13 protein-coding genes and 1 pseudogene are annotated in these 17,205 nt (G+C 62.0%); 6 read left to right on the top strand and 8 right to left on the bottom strand.

The window, feature by feature from the left end:
- Positions 1-11: 11 nt before the first annotated feature.
- Complete coding sequence (locus GIW02_RS20925; RefSeq protein WP_236414297.1) at positions 12-1,280, top strand: Zn-dependent hydrolase; 1,269 nt, start codon at positions 12-14, stop codon at positions 1,278-1,280.
- The gene (locus GIW02_RS20920) at positions 1,277-2,680 is read left to right on the top strand and encodes an amidase (RefSeq protein ID WP_236414295.1); all 1,404 of its coding nucleotides are present in this window, start codon (positions 1,277-1,279) and stop codon (positions 2,678-2,680) included. Before GIW02_RS20925 ends, GIW02_RS20920 begins: the two co-directional genes overlap by 4 nt.
- 131 nt (positions 2,681-2,811) lie before the next feature.
- Here the strand turns inward: GIW02_RS20920 and GIW02_RS20915 are convergent, their stop codons facing one another.
- Positions 2,812-4,278 (bottom strand): M10 family metallopeptidase C-terminal domain-containing protein, encoded by a 1,467-nt coding sequence (locus GIW02_RS20915; RefSeq protein WP_236414293.1) that lies wholly within the window; start codon positions 4,276-4,278, stop codon positions 2,812-2,814.
- 333 nt (positions 4,279-4,611) lie between these two features.
- Here GIW02_RS20915 and GIW02_RS20910 point away from each other — a divergent pair, with 333 nt between their 5' ends.
- Positions 4,612-5,475: a LysR family transcriptional regulator gene (locus GIW02_RS20910; RefSeq protein WP_236414323.1), complete on the top strand. Its 864-nt coding sequence runs from the start codon at positions 4,612-4,614 to the stop codon at positions 5,473-5,475.
- Positions 5,476-5,533: 58 nt separating this feature from the next.
- On the top strand, positions 5,534-6,538 hold the full coding sequence (locus GIW02_RS20905) for a LacI family DNA-binding transcriptional regulator (RefSeq protein ID WP_236414291.1): 1,005 nt from the start codon (positions 5,534-5,536) through the stop codon (positions 6,536-6,538).
- Here the strand turns inward: GIW02_RS20905 and GIW02_RS20900 are convergent.
- The 6 genes from GIW02_RS20900 to GIW02_RS20875 all read right to left on the bottom strand — a co-directional run bounded on the left by GIW02_RS20900 (position 6,535) and on the right by GIW02_RS20875 (position 13,491).
- Positions 6,535-7,260, bottom strand: coding sequence for an SDR family oxidoreductase (locus GIW02_RS20900; protein WP_236414289.1), 726 nt, complete (start codon positions 7,258-7,260; stop codon positions 6,535-6,537). The genes GIW02_RS20905 and GIW02_RS20900 overlap by 4 nt on opposite strands.
- 139 nt (positions 7,261-7,399) lie before the next feature.
- The gene (locus GIW02_RS20895; protein ID WP_236414287.1) at positions 7,400-8,932 is read right to left on the bottom strand and encodes an FGGY-family carbohydrate kinase; all 1,533 of its coding nucleotides are present in this window, start codon (positions 8,930-8,932) and stop codon (positions 7,400-7,402) included.
- Positions 8,933-8,935: 3 nt separating this feature from the next.
- A complete protein-coding gene (locus GIW02_RS20890; protein ID WP_236414285.1) occupies positions 8,936-10,015 on the bottom strand; it encodes an alcohol dehydrogenase catalytic domain-containing protein in 1,080 nt (359 codons plus the stop codon).
- Between the two features lie 22 nt (positions 10,016-10,037).
- The gene (locus GIW02_RS20885; protein WP_236414275.1) at positions 10,038-11,030 is read right to left on the bottom strand and encodes an ABC transporter permease subunit; all 993 of its coding nucleotides are present in this window, start codon (positions 11,028-11,030) and stop codon (positions 10,038-10,040) included.
- On the bottom strand, positions 10,996-12,504 hold the full coding sequence (locus tag GIW02_RS20880) for a sugar ABC transporter ATP-binding protein (RefSeq protein WP_236414274.1): 1,509 nt from the start codon (positions 12,502-12,504) through the stop codon (positions 10,996-10,998). Before GIW02_RS20880 ends, GIW02_RS20885 begins: the two co-directional genes overlap by 35 nt.
- Before the next feature lie 63 nt (positions 12,505-12,567).
- Complete coding sequence (locus tag GIW02_RS20875; RefSeq protein WP_061448979.1) at positions 12,568-13,491, bottom strand: substrate-binding domain-containing protein; 924 nt, start codon at positions 13,489-13,491, stop codon at positions 12,568-12,570.
- Positions 13,492-13,783: 292 nt separating this feature from the next.
- Between GIW02_RS20875 and GIW02_RS20870 the strand changes: the two are divergent.
- Both GIW02_RS20870 and GIW02_RS20865 read left to right on the top strand, forming a co-directional pair.
- A pseudogene (locus GIW02_RS20870) lies at positions 13,784-13,912 on the top strand (sterol desaturase family protein); the annotation flags it as partial.
- Positions 13,909-15,006, top strand: coding sequence for an SMP-30/gluconolactonase/LRE family protein (locus GIW02_RS20865; protein ID WP_236419713.1), 1,098 nt, complete (start codon positions 13,909-13,911; stop codon positions 15,004-15,006). The pseudogene GIW02_RS20870 and the gene GIW02_RS20865, both read left to right, overlap by 4 nt.
- 51 nt (positions 15,007-15,057) lie before the next feature.
- Here GIW02_RS20865 and GIW02_RS20860 read toward each other — a convergent pair whose 3' ends face one another.
- A complete protein-coding gene (locus tag GIW02_RS20860; protein WP_236419711.1) occupies positions 15,058-16,563 on the bottom strand; it encodes a hypothetical protein in 1,506 nt (501 codons plus the stop codon).
- Positions 16,564-17,205 lie beyond the last annotated feature (642 nt).

The raw sequence follows: 17,205 nt of genomic DNA, 5'->3' as shown, positions 1-17,205 counted from the left end.
GGAGACTGCTGATGAATAGTTTTGCGCAACCGCTCAAGAGCAACGCCCCGCTGATCAACCGCGACCGCCTGTGGCAATCCTTGATGGACCTGGCCCAGCTCGGCGCCACAGTCAAAGGCGGCGTGTGCCGCCTGGCCCTCACTGACCTCGACCGCCAGGCCCGCGACCTGTTTGTGCACTGGTGCGAGGCCGCCGGGTGCAGCGTCAGCGTCGACGCCATCGGTAATATTTTCGCGCGCCGCCCTGGCCGTAACCCCGCCCTGCCCCCGGTGATGACCGGCAGCCATATCGACACCCAACCCACCGGCGGCAAGTTCGACGGTTGCTATGGGGTGATGGCCGGCCTGGAGGTGATCCGCACGTTGAATGACCTCGGGGTTGAGACCGAGGCGCCGATCGAGGTAGTGGTCTGGACCAACGAAGAAGGCTCGCGCTTCCCACCGTGCATGATGGGTTCCGGAGTGTTTGCCGGGAAGTTCGACTTGCAGGACACCCTCGACAAACAGGACGAGCAAGGCCTGTCGGTGGGTGCCGAATTGCAGCGCATCGGCTATGCCGGTTCGCGGGCGGTACTTGGCCACCCGGTGGGCGCGTATTTCGAGGCGCATATCGAGCAAGGCCCGGTGCTCGAAGACCAGGCCACCACCATTGGCGTGGTCATGGGTTGCCTGGGCCAGAAGTGGTTCGACCTGACGCTCACCGGCGTCGAAGCCCACGCTGGCCCAACACCGATGCACCTGCGCAAGGACGCTCTGGTCGGTGCTGCCGAGGTGGTCAGCGCGGTCAACCGTATCGCCCATCAGCAGCAGCCCCACGCCTGCGGCACCGTTGGCTGCCTGAGCCTGCACCCCGGTTCGCGCAACGTGATTCCCGGCCAGGTGCACATGACAATCGACCTGCGCCACCTGCACGCCGACAAGCTGCAGGCCATGGTCGATGAAGTGCGCGGCGTGATCGAAGCCACGGCCCAGCGACACGGCTTGAGTTTCGAGCTGACCCCCACCGCCGACTTCCCGCCCCTGGACTTCAACCCGGCCTGCGTCAACGCCGTGCGCGATGGCGCTGCTGCCTTGGGCTTGAGCCATATGGACATCGTCAGCGGCGCCGGGCACGACGCCATTTTCGTCGCCGAACTCGGCCCGGCCGGGATGATTTTTGTGCCGTGCGAAGGCGGCATCAGCCATAACGAAATCGAAAACGCCGCGCCGGACGACCTGGCGGCGGGCTGCGCGGTATTGCTGCGCGCCATGGTCAATGCAGCCCAGGGGGACAGCGCATGAGCGAGATCGGCCAACTGACGGCAGTGCAACTGCTGCAGCATTTTCGCGACAAGACCTTGTCGCCGGTGGACGTCACCGAAGACGCCTTGCTGCGTATCGAACGCTACAACCCGGTGGTGAACGCCTACTGCCACGTGGACCCGGAAGGCGCGCTCAACGCCGCGCGCGCCTCGGAACAACGCTGGCTCAAGGGCCAACCCTGCGGCGTGCTGGACGGTGTGCCGGCATCGATCAAAGACCTCACGCTGACCGTCGGCATGCCGACCCGCAAGGGCTCGCGCACCACGTCCGCCGAGGGGCCGTGGGACGTCGACGCGCCCTTCACGGCCTTTATGCGCAAGGCCGGCGCGGTGCTGCTGGGCAAGACCACCACCCCCGAATTCGGCTGGAAAGGCGTCACCGACAACCCGCTGTACGGCGTCACCCGTAACCCCTGGGACACGCGCACCACGGCAGGCGGCTCGTCCGGCGGCGCCGGGGCGGCGGCGGCGTTGAACCTCGGCGTGTTGCACCAGGGCAGCGATGCGGGCGGTTCGATCCGGATTCCCTGTGCATTTACCGGTACATTCGGGATCAAGCCGACCTTTGGTTATGTGCCGCAGTGGCCAGCGAGCTCCATGACCATCCTCTCGCACCTGGGGCCAATGACCCGCACGGTGGAAGACAGCGTGCTGATGCTGCAGACCATCGCCCAGCCGGACGCACGGGACGGCTTGATCGGCGCGCCACGGCGTACACCATGGCTGTCGGACGCGGCGGACTTGAAAGGGTTGCGCGTGGCCTACAGTCCCAATTTTGGTTACGTGGAGGTCGACCCGCAGGTGGCCAGGGTGGTCGCCCAGGCGGTGCAAGGCCTGGTGCAACTGGGGGCGCAGGTCGAGCAGATCGACCCAGGCTTCAGCGACCCGCTGGAGGTGTTCAGCACCTTGTGGGCGGCTGGCGCAGCACGCTTGACCGGGCCGATGAGCGAGGCGCAGAAACAACTGCTGGACCCTGGCCTGCTGCGTATCGCGCAACAAGGCGAAGCATTGAGCCTCAGCGACTTCAACGATGCCCTCGAAGCCCGCGCGGCGTTGGTGGCACGCATGGCCGCGTTCCATGAACATTACGACGTGCTGGTGTCGCCGATGATGCCGATCACTGCCTTCGAGGCCGGGCACAACGTACCGCCGGGTTCGGGCCTGCAGGAATGGACGCAGTGGACGCCCTTCACCTACCCCTTCAACCTCACGCAGCAACCGGCGGCGTCGGTGCCGTGCGGGTTGGCGGCGAATGGTTTGCCGGTAGGGTTGCACGTGGTGGGCGCGCGGTTTGCCGATGAGCAGGTGCTGCGGGTGTGCCACGCGTATGCCAAGGCCTTCCCGACCGAGCACCTGCTGGCACCCGCAACCTGGCGCTGAGGCGTGCTTGAAGACGCGAGCCCTGCATTGGCGGAGGTTGAAAACCCGCGGGTGATGCCGGCTGTAAAGCAACGATCAGGCGGCCCCGGCGCCGCCTGATCATTTGAACGCGCTGTCACGGCCGGGCGTTTTCAGCCAAGCGCACGGGATACCACGATGTCAGTGGGTTTGAGCGGCGTATCGCTATCGATCAGCAATATAAAGCCGGGGGTGCTGTTGCCTTTCACATCAATCTCCAACCGCGCCTGTTTGCTCGCCGGGTCATAACTGAGGACGGCTTCGTTACGCCGCCCAGTGAACGCGGTGACCAGCTCGACCGGTCTTTGGACTTTCTGCGACTTCTCATGCCCCCCCTCTGTCTTGCTGTCCAACAGCCCCTTGCGATGTATGTCGGACACATCGACCTTGTCCTTGCCTGACACGAAATCAGTGATCCGATCCGGTTTTTCCGGGGTTGAATGTTTGAAACTTTGATACTTGTAGACGTTGTTGCCACCGTTGCCGGTCATCACGTTCTGTGCACGGTTCGGGATAAACACGTCATTGCCCGTCCCGCCTTTGGCATTCTCGATGGAGACGCCCTTGGCGATAAACACGTTGCCGACCATCCCGCCGACATTCGACGGTTGTGCGGCATTGAGATTGATCAGTTGGTCATCTGCAAACCCGGAGAAATCCAGCGTATCGATGCCCCCACCGTCCCACACGGTAAATACCGGTGCATCGCTGGCGCTTTGCAGTCGATAGTCCGTGCGGTCGGCAGTGGCGTTGAAGCCATAGGTTGTATCCGTCGCGCGGGTATCCTTGTTGGCGCCATAGAGCTTTTGGATAGCGGCAATGTCATCCACCATGGGGCCTGACGGGGTATGCCTGACACCGTTCTTTGTGAAGTTCTGACCGGTGTGGTGCTCACCCCAATAACTCATGACGCTATGCCCAATCGAATCCTGTGCATAGGTCGCCGTTTCGTAGCTTGAGCCGTCCGGGTGGTCTTCATGGGGGTGCGACAACCCCAATGCATGACCTGTTTCATGCAAATAATGCGCTGACCCTTCATTGGTTGCGCTGGGGGTCGTGACGCGATCCGTGGTTGAATCGAGATAAATCTCTGACGTCATCCACTCTTTCGGCGCCTTGGGGTTCGCTGCTACTGCGCGCTGAGTGCTTGCCGGAGGAATTCTGGTCGCAAAACCATCCTGATCGGGTGAGCCTTGAGACAGCGTAAAGTTACTGAAGCCGATATTGCCTTCCTCTACACCGCCGGGGGGCGCTTGCGTGAAACGCAGCTTGGCCACATCCGACCAGCGAGCCAACGCCGTTGCGGCGGCCTCCTGTTGGGTCGCATCAAGTTTGCTGAACCCCTGATTACCATGAGCGTTGAAAATCACTCCGGCTTTTTCATGCATGCGATAGGACACATCCGTCCAGCCGTCCTCATTGATATCCAGCCAACGATTGCCTGTGCGTGTCAGCACATCGGCGGCCTGTTGTACGGTGTATGAAGGTTTGCCATTGATTTCACGTTGCCCCTCCACCTCACGGTTGATTGTGGGGAGAAAAGGGTTGGAAACAGCATGATTTGTCTGGATGGTGGACATCGTCGATTCCCTCGTAGTAATGCGAAAATGACATCTCTCCTCTCACCGCGCCTGACTGCTGGCGATCGTCGGATGCTCAAAAAGCTATCACCGGGGACTACTTTCAAAAGTAGGAATTTTCGGCGAAACACACTGTCACTCACGCAACGAAATTAACCAATATCCATAAAATTCAATCACTTGAAAAATCGCCATCGCTTTTCTAATCACACTTGGAAACATCCGAGCGGTGTAAGGGAAAGGCCTTCCCGATAACCGAGTGATAGGCGCATACCCTCACACTTAACTGTCAGGCGCCTTACAATGACGCCGACTTTCACCCCCGGAATGCCCATGGACATCGAACTGGCCCGCACCTTCCTCGAAATCACCCGCTGCGGCAGCCTGGCCGCAGCGGCCGAGAAACTGCACGTCACCCAGACCGCCATCACCGCACGGGTAAAAAATCTCGAAAGCCAACTCGGCACTACGCTGTTCATCCGCAACCGCGCCGGCGCACGCCTGACCGCCGACGGCGAAGCCTTTGTGGTGCATGCCAACCAGTTGCTGCAAACCTGGGAAGCCGCCAAGCGTGACCTGCCTTTGCCAGACGGATACCGCAACGTGCTGCACATCGGCGGCGAAGTGAGCCTGTGCAACCCGCTGATGCTCGGCTGGGCCCAGGCCCTGCGTAAACACATCCCGGGGCATGCCTTGCGCACCGAAATCCGCGAAGGCGAATACCTGCTGCGCCAGCTGGAACTCGGCGTCCTCGACGCCGCGCTGGTGTTCCAACCGCAGTACTGGCCGGGCCTGCAGGTGGAGCAGGTGCTGGAAGAGAAACTGATCCTGGTGCAGTTGGCGAGCACGCCAAGCCCCTACGTCTACATCGACTGGGGCCCAGGCTTTCGCCAGCAACATGACGCCGCCCTGCCCGACCGTGCCCGCGCCGCGTTGAGCTTCAACCTCGGGCCGCTGGCGCTGCAGTACATCCTGGAGAACGGCGGCGCCGGCTATTTCCGTACCCGCGTGGTGCAGAGTTACCTGGACAGCGGCGTGATGCAGCGCGTGGCCAAGGCGCCGGAGTTCAGCTACCCCACCTACCTGGTGTACTCGCGAGCACGAGATTCGGCGGTGCTGCAGCAGGCGTTGGCGTTGCTGCGTGAAGTGGTCAAGGTCGAAAGTGACTGGTCGCAGCGCTGGGACCCGTTGATTTGAATCACTCTACGCCTGCGCGCATGCTAGCCTGCGGGTGTTTCCTTTCGCAGCCTTACCGATGAACAAGAAAAAGTCCGTCACCATCAGCGACATCGCCAAACGGGTCGGCATGACCACCATCACGGTGTCCCGCGCACTGAGCAAACCCGACCTGGTCAAGCCGGCCACCCTGGCACGCATCCTCGAAGTGGCGCGGGAGATGGACTACGTGCCCAACGCCTTCGCGCGCGGGCTCAAGCGCAGTGAAAGCCTGATCATCGGCGTGATCACCGCGTCAGTCGACAACCCGTTCTACAGCGAAATGATCAAGGCGATTTCCCGCGAGGCCAAACAGCACGGCTACACCATCATGTTGGTGGACACCGACGAGCTGCAAGAGCTGGAAAGCAAAGCCGTGGATACCCTGTTGGGTTACCGCGTGGCGGGGATCATCCTGTCGCCGGTCTCGGATGAGCCGAGCTACCAGCCCGACTACCTCGAACGCCTGGGCAACGGCAAAACCCCGGTGGTGCTGCTCGATCGCACGCTCCATGACAGCCCGTTCAGCCGCGTGGTGCTCGACAACTACCACAGCGGCATCCAGGCCGCGCACTACCTGCTGCGCCAGACGCCTGCGCTCAAGCGCCTGCTGGTGCTCACCGGCCCCGAGCACTCACGCATCACAGTGGAGCGCCTCAAGGGTCTGCGCGAAGTGCTCGCCGAACATCCCCAGGTGCAGGTCGAAGTGCAGGCCGGCGACTACACACTGATGCCCTCTTACCTGCACACCCTCGACTACCTGGCCGAACACGCGGCGCCGGACGCGATCATGGGTTTCAACCAGTTGATCACCCTCGGTGCCCTGCGCGCGTTGCGCATGCACAACATCCCCCACGACAGCCTGACCATCTGCGGCATCGACCGCCTGCCCTTCGCGGATATCTTCGGCGTGCCCATCGCCTGTGTGGCCCACGATGCATCACTGGCCGGCAGCAGCGCGGTCCGCCTGCTGCTCGACCACCTCGAAGACCCGTACAAACCACGGGACAAGGTGGTGATCGCCGGCCAGCTGGAAAACGGCTAGCGGCTGGTGTAGCCGCCGTCGATGGGCAGGCTGACGCCGCTGATCATGCTGGCGGCGCTGCTCAGCAGGAACAGCACCGGCAAGGCCACTTCTACGGTTTCTGCAAAACGCCCCAGCGGAATGGCCGCCAGCGCCGGGTCGCGCTTGGCCGGCTCGGACCAGGCCATGCTCGCCATCGGTGTGAGCGTGACCGTGGGGTTGACGCTGTTGACGCGAATGCCAAAACGACCCCATTCGGCGCATTGCACGCGGGTGATCGCGTCCAGCGCAGCCTTGGACGCGCAGTAGCCGAGGTGATCGTCCAGGGCCACCAGCGAAGCCTGGCTGGAAACATTGACGATGCTGCCGGCGATCTTCGCCTCAATCATTTTGGCCGCCACGCGACTGCCGACTTGAGCGGCGGCGCGGGCGTTGACGTTCATCACCTGGTCGAACGCTTCGGCGCTGATCGCGGCAGCGGGTTCCAGGCGCGAGATGCCGGCGCAGTTGACCAGGCCGTGCAACGGCGGCAGTGCTCGCAGGGCGGTATCGAGGGCGGCGCTGTCGGCGACGTCCACGCACAGGCTATGGCAGCCGAGTTGGGCCAGGGCCTGCGCGTCGCGGCCCAAGGCGAAGACTTCGGCGCCGCTGGCGATCAATTGCAGCGCGATTTCCCGGCCAATGCCGCTGCTGGCGCCGGTGACGAGAATGCGCTGGTGCGTGAAGCTGAAGGCTGAGTTCATGGCTGACACTCTCAAAAACAATGAAGATCCCTTGTGGGAGCGGGCTTGCTCGCGAATGCGGTGGTTCAGCCATGCATCCAGTGACTGACACAGCGCATTCGCGAGCAAGCCCGCTCCCACATTTTTGGACGGTGCTGAATCAGTGGGTTTGCAAGTTGTGCATGATCGGTTTCAGCGCCGGGTACAGCTTCAGGTACTCGGCAAACGCCCGCTCATACGCCTCGACATTTTCCGCATTCGGCTCAGCCCGCAAGGCCAGCTGCACCCAGCCCTTGTCCATCTCCCCGTCACTGACCAACCCCACCGTGTGCGCCGCCAGCAACGCCGCGCCCAATGCGGCTTCCACCTCCTGCACGATGGTGTACACCGGGTACCGCGTGACATCCGCGATGATCTGCATCCACAGGTCCGAATGACTCGCGCCGCCCACCACGATCAAGCGCGGGTCCAGCGAATGCGCGCCACGGGTGCCCGCCTCGATGTTGTGGCGCAGGGCAAAACTCACCCCTTCCAGCACCGCGCGGTACAGATGGATGCGGCTGTGGTAGAGGTTCAACCCGACAAAACTGCCACTGGCGCGGTCGTCCCATACCGGGCTGCGTTCGCCCATCAGGTACGGCAAAAACAGCAAGCCTTCGCTGCCCGCCGGGATCTGTCGGGCGCACTGTTCCAGCAGCGCCAGGCTGTCCTGGCCGCTGGCCTGGGCCTGTTGCTCTTCGGCCTGGCAGAACTGCTCGCGAAACCAGCTCACCGACGCCCCGGCGGTAATCGCGCCGCCGAAGATGTAGAGGTCGCGGTGACCGTTGTAGACATGAGGGAAACTCACCAGCCCGTGACGCGCATCCACCTGCTGGTTCAAGTAGCCCCAGCACATGCTGGTGCCGATCATCGCCACATGGTTACCGGGCTGCGTGACACCCGCTGCCAGGGTCGCCATGGCCGCATCCACGCCACCCGCCAGGATCGGCGTGCCCGCCTGCAGGCCCAAACGTGTGGCCCAGTTCTCGAGCAGGCCGCCCACCACCTCACCGGAATGCACCAGGCGTTCGGGCATCATCGCCAGTGGTATGCCCAACGCATCAAGCATCTCGGCAGACCAGCCGCGCTGCGCCACATCGTAGACACCGCCGATATTGCCAGCGCTGCTATGGTCCACCGCCAACTCCGCGGTGAGGCACCAGTTGATATAGCTGTTGGGTGGCAGCAGGTAGCGAGTGTTGGCCCACACCTGCGGCTGGTGCTGCTTGAGCCAGAGCATTTTGGTGAAGCCGTAGTAGCTGTCCACCGAGTTGCCGGTGACCGCAAACAGGCGCTCCAGGTCTACATGCTCACGCACCCACGCCACCTGCTCGCCGGCGCGGCGGTCCATCCAGATCAGGCACGGGTGCAGCGGCGTCATCTGCGCATCCACTGCAATCCCCGAGCCGCCGTACAGGCTGCTGATGCACAGCGCCTTGACCTGCTCCGCCGCCACGCCGGCCTTGGCCATGCACTGCGCCACGCAGGTCTCGACGGCATCCAGCCAGACCTGCGGCCATTGTTCGGCCCAGCGCACTTTCGGGGTATCCACGCGGTACCCCTGGCTGTGCTGGGCGATGATCGTGCCTTGACCATCCACCAGCAGCGCCTTGGTGCTCTGGGTTCCTATATCGACCCCCATTACGTATTCCATAGATCAAACCACCGGCTTCAACAGCACCTTGATCGACTTGGTCGAGTTGGCCAACTCAAACGCCTGGGCAAAGTTATCCAGCGGGAAGTCATGGGTGACGATGCCTTTGGAGGTCACCAGCCCGCGCTCGAACAGGTCGATGGCGATCGGATAGCAATACGGGCCGAGGTGCGCACCGCGAACGTCCAGCTCCTTGCGGTCGCCGATGATCGACCAGTCGACACTGGTCTCGGCACCAAACACGCTGAACTCGACAAAACGCCCGAGCTTGCGGATCAGGTCCAGGCCCTGGGTCACGCCCGCCGGTACGCCGGTGGTTTCGATGTAGACGTCGCAGCCATAGTTGTCGGTGAGGCCGTTGATGATTGCGCGGGCGTTATCGCGCGAGGGGTTGATCACCACATCGGCGCCGAATTTCTTCGCCAGCTCCAGGCGTTCGTCGACCATGTCGATCACCACCAGTTTCTTGGGCGTTTTCAACGCGGCGACCTGGACCATGCACAGGCCGAGGGTGCCGGCGCCAGCGATCACCACCACGTCGTCGAGCTGGATATCGCCACGGTTGACGGTGTGGATCGAGCACGCCATCGGCTCCACCAGCGCCGAGTCCTCCAGCGACACCGACTCGGGAATCTTGTGCACGATGGCGGTCTTGGGGATGCGCATGTACTGGGCCATGCCGCCTTCGGCCACTTCGCGCTGGAAGCCGAAGATGTTGTGCACTTCGCACATCCAGTATTTGCCGGATTTGCAGAAGCGGCACTTGCTGCAGGGCACGATCTGCTCGGCGATCACCTTGTCGCCTACCGCGACGTCGAAGTGCTCTTCGGCGCCCTCGCCCGCTTCCACCACATAACCGAAAAACTCGTGCCCCGGCACTACCGGCGCCTTGACCCACGGGTTGTCGCCGCCCCAGAACATCGCCGCGCCCGAGTGGCACTTACAGTCACTGGCGCAGATGCCACAGGCGGCGATGCGGATCACCAGTTCATTGGGACGGGCCTGGGGTTTGCCGATGCGTTCCAGGCGATAGTCTTTGGGGCCGTGGCAAACGACGGCTTGCATGTCGGTGTGCTTGTCCATGGTGTTGGGTCCTGTCTTGAGTTTATTTATGGCGCTGACGGCTGATGAAAATCGCCAGCAAAATGATCCCGCCCTTGATCACGCTCTGGACGTAGGGCGAAACGCCGAGCATGTTCAGCCCGTTGTTCAATACGCCGAGCAGCATGGCGCCGAGCAAGGTGCCGATAATCACGCCACGCCCGCCGGCGATCGATGCACCGCCGAGTACCACGGCGGCAATCGCATCCAGCTCGAACGACACGCCGGCATTCGGCTGGCCGCTCATCAGGCGTGAGGTGAGCACCAGCCCGGCAATCGCCGCCGTCAGACCGCTGATGCCGTACACCAGCAGCTTGAAGCGCGCCGCGCGCACGCCGGACAAGCGCACCGCTTCTTCATTGCCGCCGATGGCGTAGATGTAGCGACCGATGCGCGTGTGCTGCAGCAGCACATAGGCGGCGGCGTAGGTGATCAGCATGATCAGGATCGGCACTTCAATACCGAACAGGCTCTGGCGGCCGAAGAAGCCGAACCACTCCGGCAGCCCGGAAATCGGGTAGCCGTCGGTGTACATCAGGCCCAGCCCCCGGGCGATGCCCATGGTCGCCAGGGTGACGATGATCGGCGGCATGTGCAGGTAGGCGACGAACAGGCCGTTGCCGATGCCGAAGGCCACGCCGATCAACATGCCCGCGCCAATCGCCAGGCCAGGCGGCAGGCCTGCGACCATCAACCCGGCCGTGAGCGTGCCGGACAACGCCATCACCGGCCCCACCGACAAATCGATGCCGCCGGTGAGGATCACGCAGGTCATGCCCACCGCGATAATCGCGTTGATCGACACTTGGCGGGCAATGTTCGACAGGTTGCTGGCGGTCAGGAAGGTGTCGCTGGCGAGGATCATCACCAGGGTCACCACCACCAGCCCCACGAACGGATAGAACGCCGGCGAGCGCACCAGCCGCGCCAGGTTGAGGCGCAGCCAGCTGTTATCGCCGGTACTAATGGACGTATTCACTTGAGCCCCCTGTTGCATGGCGCATGACCTCTTGAGGATTGACGGCGGACGCTTCCAGCAGCTTGACGATGGCGCCCTTGTGGAACACGGCGACGCGGTCGCACATGCCGATGACTTCCGGCAGCTCGGAGGAAATCATGATGATTGCGTAGCCCTGTTCGGTGAGGCTGCGCATCAGCGCGTAGATCTGCGCCTTGGCCCCCACGTCGATGCCACGGGTGGGTTCATCGAACACCAGCACGTCACAGTGGTGGTTGATCCAGCGTGCGATCACGACCTTTTGCTGGTTGCCGCCGCTGAGGTTGAACACCCGGCTTTCGCTGCTCGGGGCTTTGATCGACAGTTGCTTCATCAGGCCTTCGACGCTGGCGCATTCACGACTTTTGTCGATCAGACCCGAGGCGTTCTGGTACTTGGGCAGGTTGTTCAGGGAGATGTTTTCGCGAATGCTGAAATCGGTGATCAGCCCTTCACTCTTGCGGCTTTCCGGCAGCAGGCCAATACCCTGCGCCAGCGCCTGGGCCGGGTCGTCGAGGGTGATTTTTTCACCGCGCAGCCACACGTCTTTGCTCACCGACGGCAGCGCCCCCATCATGCCCAACGCCAGTTCGGTGCGGCCGGAGCCGACCAGCCCGGCGAAGCCGAGGATCTCGCCCTTGTGCAGCTGGAAGCTGTTGTGCGGGCCGTTGCGCACCAGCTGAATATCCTTGACTTCCAGCAGCAGCGGGCCGCGTGCGCTGGTTGGCTTGGGTGGAAAACTGCATTCCAGACGCCGCCCGACCATCATCTCGACCAGGCGGTCGATGTCGCTGTCGGCCACGTCGGTGACGCCCACATTGCCGCCGTCGCGCAACACGCTGATGCGGTCGCACACCTGGAAAATCTCCTCCAGGTGATGGGAGATAAAGATCACCGCCACACCCTGGCGCTTGAGCTCACGCATGATCTCGAACAGCAACTCGGCCTCGCTTGGCGTGAGCGTGGCAGTGGGCTCATCCAACACCAGCAGGCGCGCGTCCAGGGCCAGGGCCTTGGCGATTTCGACAAATTGCTGTTCGGCCACGCTCAAGTGCTTGACCGCGCATTGCAGGTCGATGGTCACGCCCAGGCGCTTGAATAACGCCGCGCTGGCCTCGACCATCTCGCGCTTGCGCAGCAGGCCGAAACGGTTGCTCAGCTCGTGGCCGAGGAAGATGTTTTCCACCGCCGTGAGGTAGGGAATCAGGCTGAATTCCTGGAACACAATGCCGATGCCGGCGGCAATCGCATCACGGTAGGTCGCAAATTGCTGTGCCTGGCCGTCGATCAGGATCTGGCCTTCGTCTTGATGCTCGACGCCGCCGAGGATCTTCATCAGGGTCGACTTGCCCGCACCATTTTCCCCGAGCAGCGCATGGATCTCGCCGCGCTCGACTTGCAGGTTGATGGACTTGAGGGCCTGTACACCCGGATACCGCTTACAGATATTTTCCAGCTTCAGAAGACTGCTCATACCGCCGACCTCGTATTCAGAAGGAGACCTCAAGCCCCACGGAGTGCGTGGGGCCTGGGTGATTTACCAGCTGAAATCCTTGGCCTTGGCCTGGTCGATCAGGGTGATGTCCACCGGGATCGTGGCGGGCACTTGCGAACCCCACTTCTTGGCCAGGGCGATACCCAGCGCGAGGCGGATCTGGTCACGCGGGTATTGGGCCGAGGTGGCGATGAATTTGCTGCCGGGCTTCTGGATCGCCTTGATCGCTTCCGGCGCACCATCGACGCTCACCAGCTTCACGTCCAGGCCACTGGCTTCGATGGCCGAGAGTGCGCCGAGCGAGCCGTTGTCATTCACGCTGAAAATGCCCTTGAGGGTCGGCTGGGCCTGCAGCATGTTCTCGGTGACGGTCAGCGCCTGGTCACGTTCCTGCTTGCCGTTCTGGATGCTGACAATCTTGATGTCCGGGTGCTTGGCCACGGCCTCCTTGCAGCCCCGCACGCGCTCCAGGATCGGCACCACGGCGATGCCGTCGAGGATGGCGATATTGCCCTTGTCGCCAATGTTTTTGGCCAGGTATTCACAGGCCTGGAAGCCGGCGTCGAAGTTTTTCGAGCCGACGAAGGAGTCCAACGGGCCGTCCGCCTGGGCATCCACCGCGACCACCACAACACCGGCCGCGTGGGCGGATTTGACCGCCGATTGCACGCCGACCGAATCCGTCGGGTTGATCAGCAGGATATCGATGCCTTTTTGCAGCATGTCTTCCACATCACTGACCTGCTTGGACACGTCGTGACGGGCGTCGGTGATGATCAATTTCGCGCCAATGCTCGCGCCCGCTTCTTCGAGGGCGTTTTTCATGGTGACGAAATAGGGGTTGTTGATTTCCTGGAAGGATGCGCCGATGCGGATCGGTTTGGCAGCGTCGGCGAAGGCCGGGGAAACGGTGCCGAGGGTGATGCTTACAGCCAATAAACACAGGGTTTTCGGAAGCATTTTCATGGCGTGGGTCTCTGTTTTGTTTTTATTTTTAGAGCAAATGTTATCGTTAACATTTTGCCAAAAGCTAGCAAGGAAATTCCCCGGACGCAAGGGGCCACTGGTCGGTCGCGGTGAAAATGTGCGAGCGGGCGTGCTCGCGAAAGCGCTGGGTCAGTGACTCGAGGTATTGCCTGACTCGACGTCTTCGCGAGCAAGCCCGCGCCCACATTACGATCTGCGTAGGCTGTAAAACTCGCACATTCCCCACCACCAACTAAGCTCAGCCTCCAACAAAAAAACACAAGCACCCTGCCATGGCCGACCCCATCGACGCGAGCTGATGCAGGGGCGCAATTTCAACATCGTCGTCCCGCTGATGGATTACCCGTTCGGCACCCTGCCCTGGGAACCGGGCCCCAACGACAACCAGGAATCGTCATGAGTACCCGTCCAAAAAAACTGTGCCATCTGATGTTCGTACTGCTGCTTGCCGTGCTCGCGTTTCTGCTGCTGATGCCCACCAAGGTGCAACCAGTCAACTGGGCGCCACCCAAGGCGCCTTCAATGAAAGACGGGCCCTACGCCGAAAACCAGCGCCTCAAGGGCGTGCAGAACATCGGTGCCCAGGGCATTCCCGGGCCCGAGGCCTTGCTGCTGGATGCACAGGGTTTTCTGATCAGCGGGCTGCACGATGGGCGCATCATCCGCACCGCACCCGACAGCCACAGCCTGCAAGTGCTGGCCAATACCGGCGGGCGCCCACTGGGCATGGCGCTGCACCCGGATGGGCGGTTGATCATTGCCGACGGGGTCAAGGGCCTGCTCGCACTCGATACCAGTCGCCAGCTCACATCACTGAGCACCGCCGCCAATGGCGTGTCCTTTGGTTTTACCAATGACGTGGCCGTGGACGCCGCGGGCCGCTATGCGTACTTCAGCGATGCGTCGAGCCGCTGGGGGTATGGCCAGGATGGCGAGGCGGTGATCGAGCATGGCGGCGACGGCCGGCTGCTGCGCTATGACTTCAGCAACGGCAGCACCGAGGTGTTACTGGAGCAACTGCAATTCGCCAATGGCGTGGCCCTGGGCCCGGATGAAAACTACGTGCTGGTCAATGAAACCGGCGCCTACCGTATCAGTCGGTATTGGCTCAAAGGCGAACGCGCCGGCCAGCACGACCTGTTCATCGACAACCTGCCCGGCCTGCCTGACAACCTCAGTTTCAATGGCCAGGACCGCTTCTGGGTGGCGTTGTACTCGCCGCGCAACCCCTTGCTGGACAGCTTTGCCGGCTACCCGCTGCTGCGCAAGGTGATGGTGCGCGCCCTGATGGTGGTGCCCAAGCCCATCGAGCGTAAAGCCTTTGTGTTGGGGCTGGATACCGAGGGCAACGTCATCGCCAATTTGCAGGATGGCAGCGCCGGCAACTACTCGCCGATCACCACCGCCCGGGAGTATGGCGACTGGTTGTACCTGGGCTCGCTCAAGAGCACGAGCATCGCGCGCCTGCCGCTGGCGCTGGCGTTGGCGCCCTGATGCAAAAAGGGCATACAAGCCTGGCTTGTATGCCCTCGGGTGCAGCAGGCCTTAGGCCTTGGAGCTGCTCAGCAAGGTCTGGTTGCACAGGTGGCCGAAGCTGACGTACTGGACATTGTCACCCCCTACGCCGATACCGGGGTACTCCAGCACTTCCATGCGCCACACGCCGTAGTTGAAGTCGGTACGCCAGGTGTTGTTGTAGCCCTGGGCGTAGTCGACAAACGTGGTCTGGAAATCACCGCTGCACGTACCGACATTGATGATGCCAGTGGCCTGGCCGGAGCTGTCGGTGGCCGCCGAATACGCCTTGTAGACGATCGCGCCGGAGTCCGGGTTGATGTGTTGATCGAGGAACACAATCGGGTGCAGCCCCACCAGCGGCGTACCGGTGCTGTCCGACAGGCCCATGGTCCAGTTCAGGTTCCGATAGGCCTGGGTGGTCATGTAGCCGTAACCCACATCGGAGGCGGAATACGGGATGCGGATCACGCTGGCCTCGCCTTTCACGTCCGGGCTGTTGATGCGTGGGTTGGACCCAAACGACAAGTTGTACTTGCCCGTCGCACTCCACGCGTCATTCGGGTTCGGACGCACACGCACCTTGACCACACCGCCGACACCCGGGCTTGGCACGGAGGTCGACTTGAGAGTGCTGTCCACCACCACCCACTGGTTGCCATCAAGGCGTTCCAGGATCCACTTGTTGCGTGTACTGCCGCTGGCAGCATCGGCCGTCAACGCGATGCCCACGCTCTGGCCACGCACTGCGGTGAAGTCGAAATAGTCCACATCGTTGACGCTGTCGGCGTTGCCGCTGAGGTAGTTCAGCGTGTCCGGCAGTTGGAAGGCCGTGTCCGGCGTGTCATTGGGTTCGAAGGCATCGAGGTTGGCATCCACCGCCACGCCGAACTGGAAACTCGACCCCTGCACCGTCGCATTGGCTTCCATGAACCAGTAGTAATCACCGGCCGGCAGCACGCCGCTGAGGCTTTCATCGCCAGTACCGGGATTATCGGAAGTGCCCAGCGCAATCGGGTTGCCCTGGCCATCGTCCTGGAACAGGGTCAGCGCCATGTTGGTGCCCGCCGTCTGGCCGACCAGCAGCGCGTTGATCCGGGCCTTCTGTGGCAGGTTGAAGTGGTAGCACAGCAAGTCGCCGGTCTGTACGCCATTGACGGTGTACAACTGGTTCACGTCCAGCGTGGTTTCACAGCCCTGCACCAGCGCCGCCTGCACGGCGCTGGCCCGCTGGGCATCGGCTTTGTTTACCTGGGTCACCGGGGCTGGTGCGGTGTGGTTCTCCACCACCGAGTCGGCTTTGGCCTTGGGCGCAAACAGGGGCTTCTTGAGTTGAGCACCGGCCTGCAGTTGCTGTTTCAGCGCGGCAGACGCCTTGCTGGCCTGGACTTTTCCAGCGGCTTTGAGCGTGTTTTTGACAGCGGGTGGCGCTGCTTGCGCCGCCAGATGCGGGTATTGCTCGGCCAGGGCAAAGGCCGAAACGAAGCAGGTGGCCGCCATGGCCGCACCCAGCATAAAGGCTTTTTTCGATTTCATTTTTTATCCATCCATAGTTAAAAAGTGAAGCTCAGGTGACATCCGGTCACCTGGGATGGAATGTAGGATATGACTGGATGTATGTACAGTATTTTTTCGAAAAAACTTACCACTCAAGCCAAGTGCACCAATAGCCCCAACTTATGGCCCAAATCATCGCGAGGCGATAGGGCCATACTGCCCAACGCCTGAGTGATGACGGAATGGTCGCCAATTCAGCCTCCGTCAGATATCCCTCTTTCACCGAACGCTTTGGCGTGCGGAGGATGTCTATCAACAGCCCCATGCGTCTGCACCGGGTGACCCGCTGGGTTCGCTCCCAACGTTGCCTACTATTACGAACCTCTGGGTTTTCACTGAAGTAACTTTCCAGCTCGTCGAGTTTTGTACGGCCTGCAAATAGCAACAGCCCTAACACAACGAACGTCCCGACAATCATCACGACGGTGTAGGCGAAAAAAAATGACATTGTTAAGCCCCCTCTGGCCGGAAGATCAGATCACCGTCGACCTCAACGATTAGACCACCCAAAAACGCAGCGCCCTCCCCACCGGCTTTTCCTCCTACATACCCACCCGCCGCGCCGCCAATAATTCCGCAGGTCAGTGCGCCACTTCCTCTACTCGCGACACCTAAGAAAAG

Source organism: Pseudomonas syringae, assembly GCF_021606685.1.
GTDB classification, from domain to species: Bacteria; Pseudomonadota; Gammaproteobacteria; order Pseudomonadales; family Pseudomonadaceae; genus Aquipseudomonas; species Aquipseudomonas syringae_R.
Note: the sequence above shows the minus strand (reverse complement) of the source record. Positions and strands in the feature narration are given on the sequence as shown.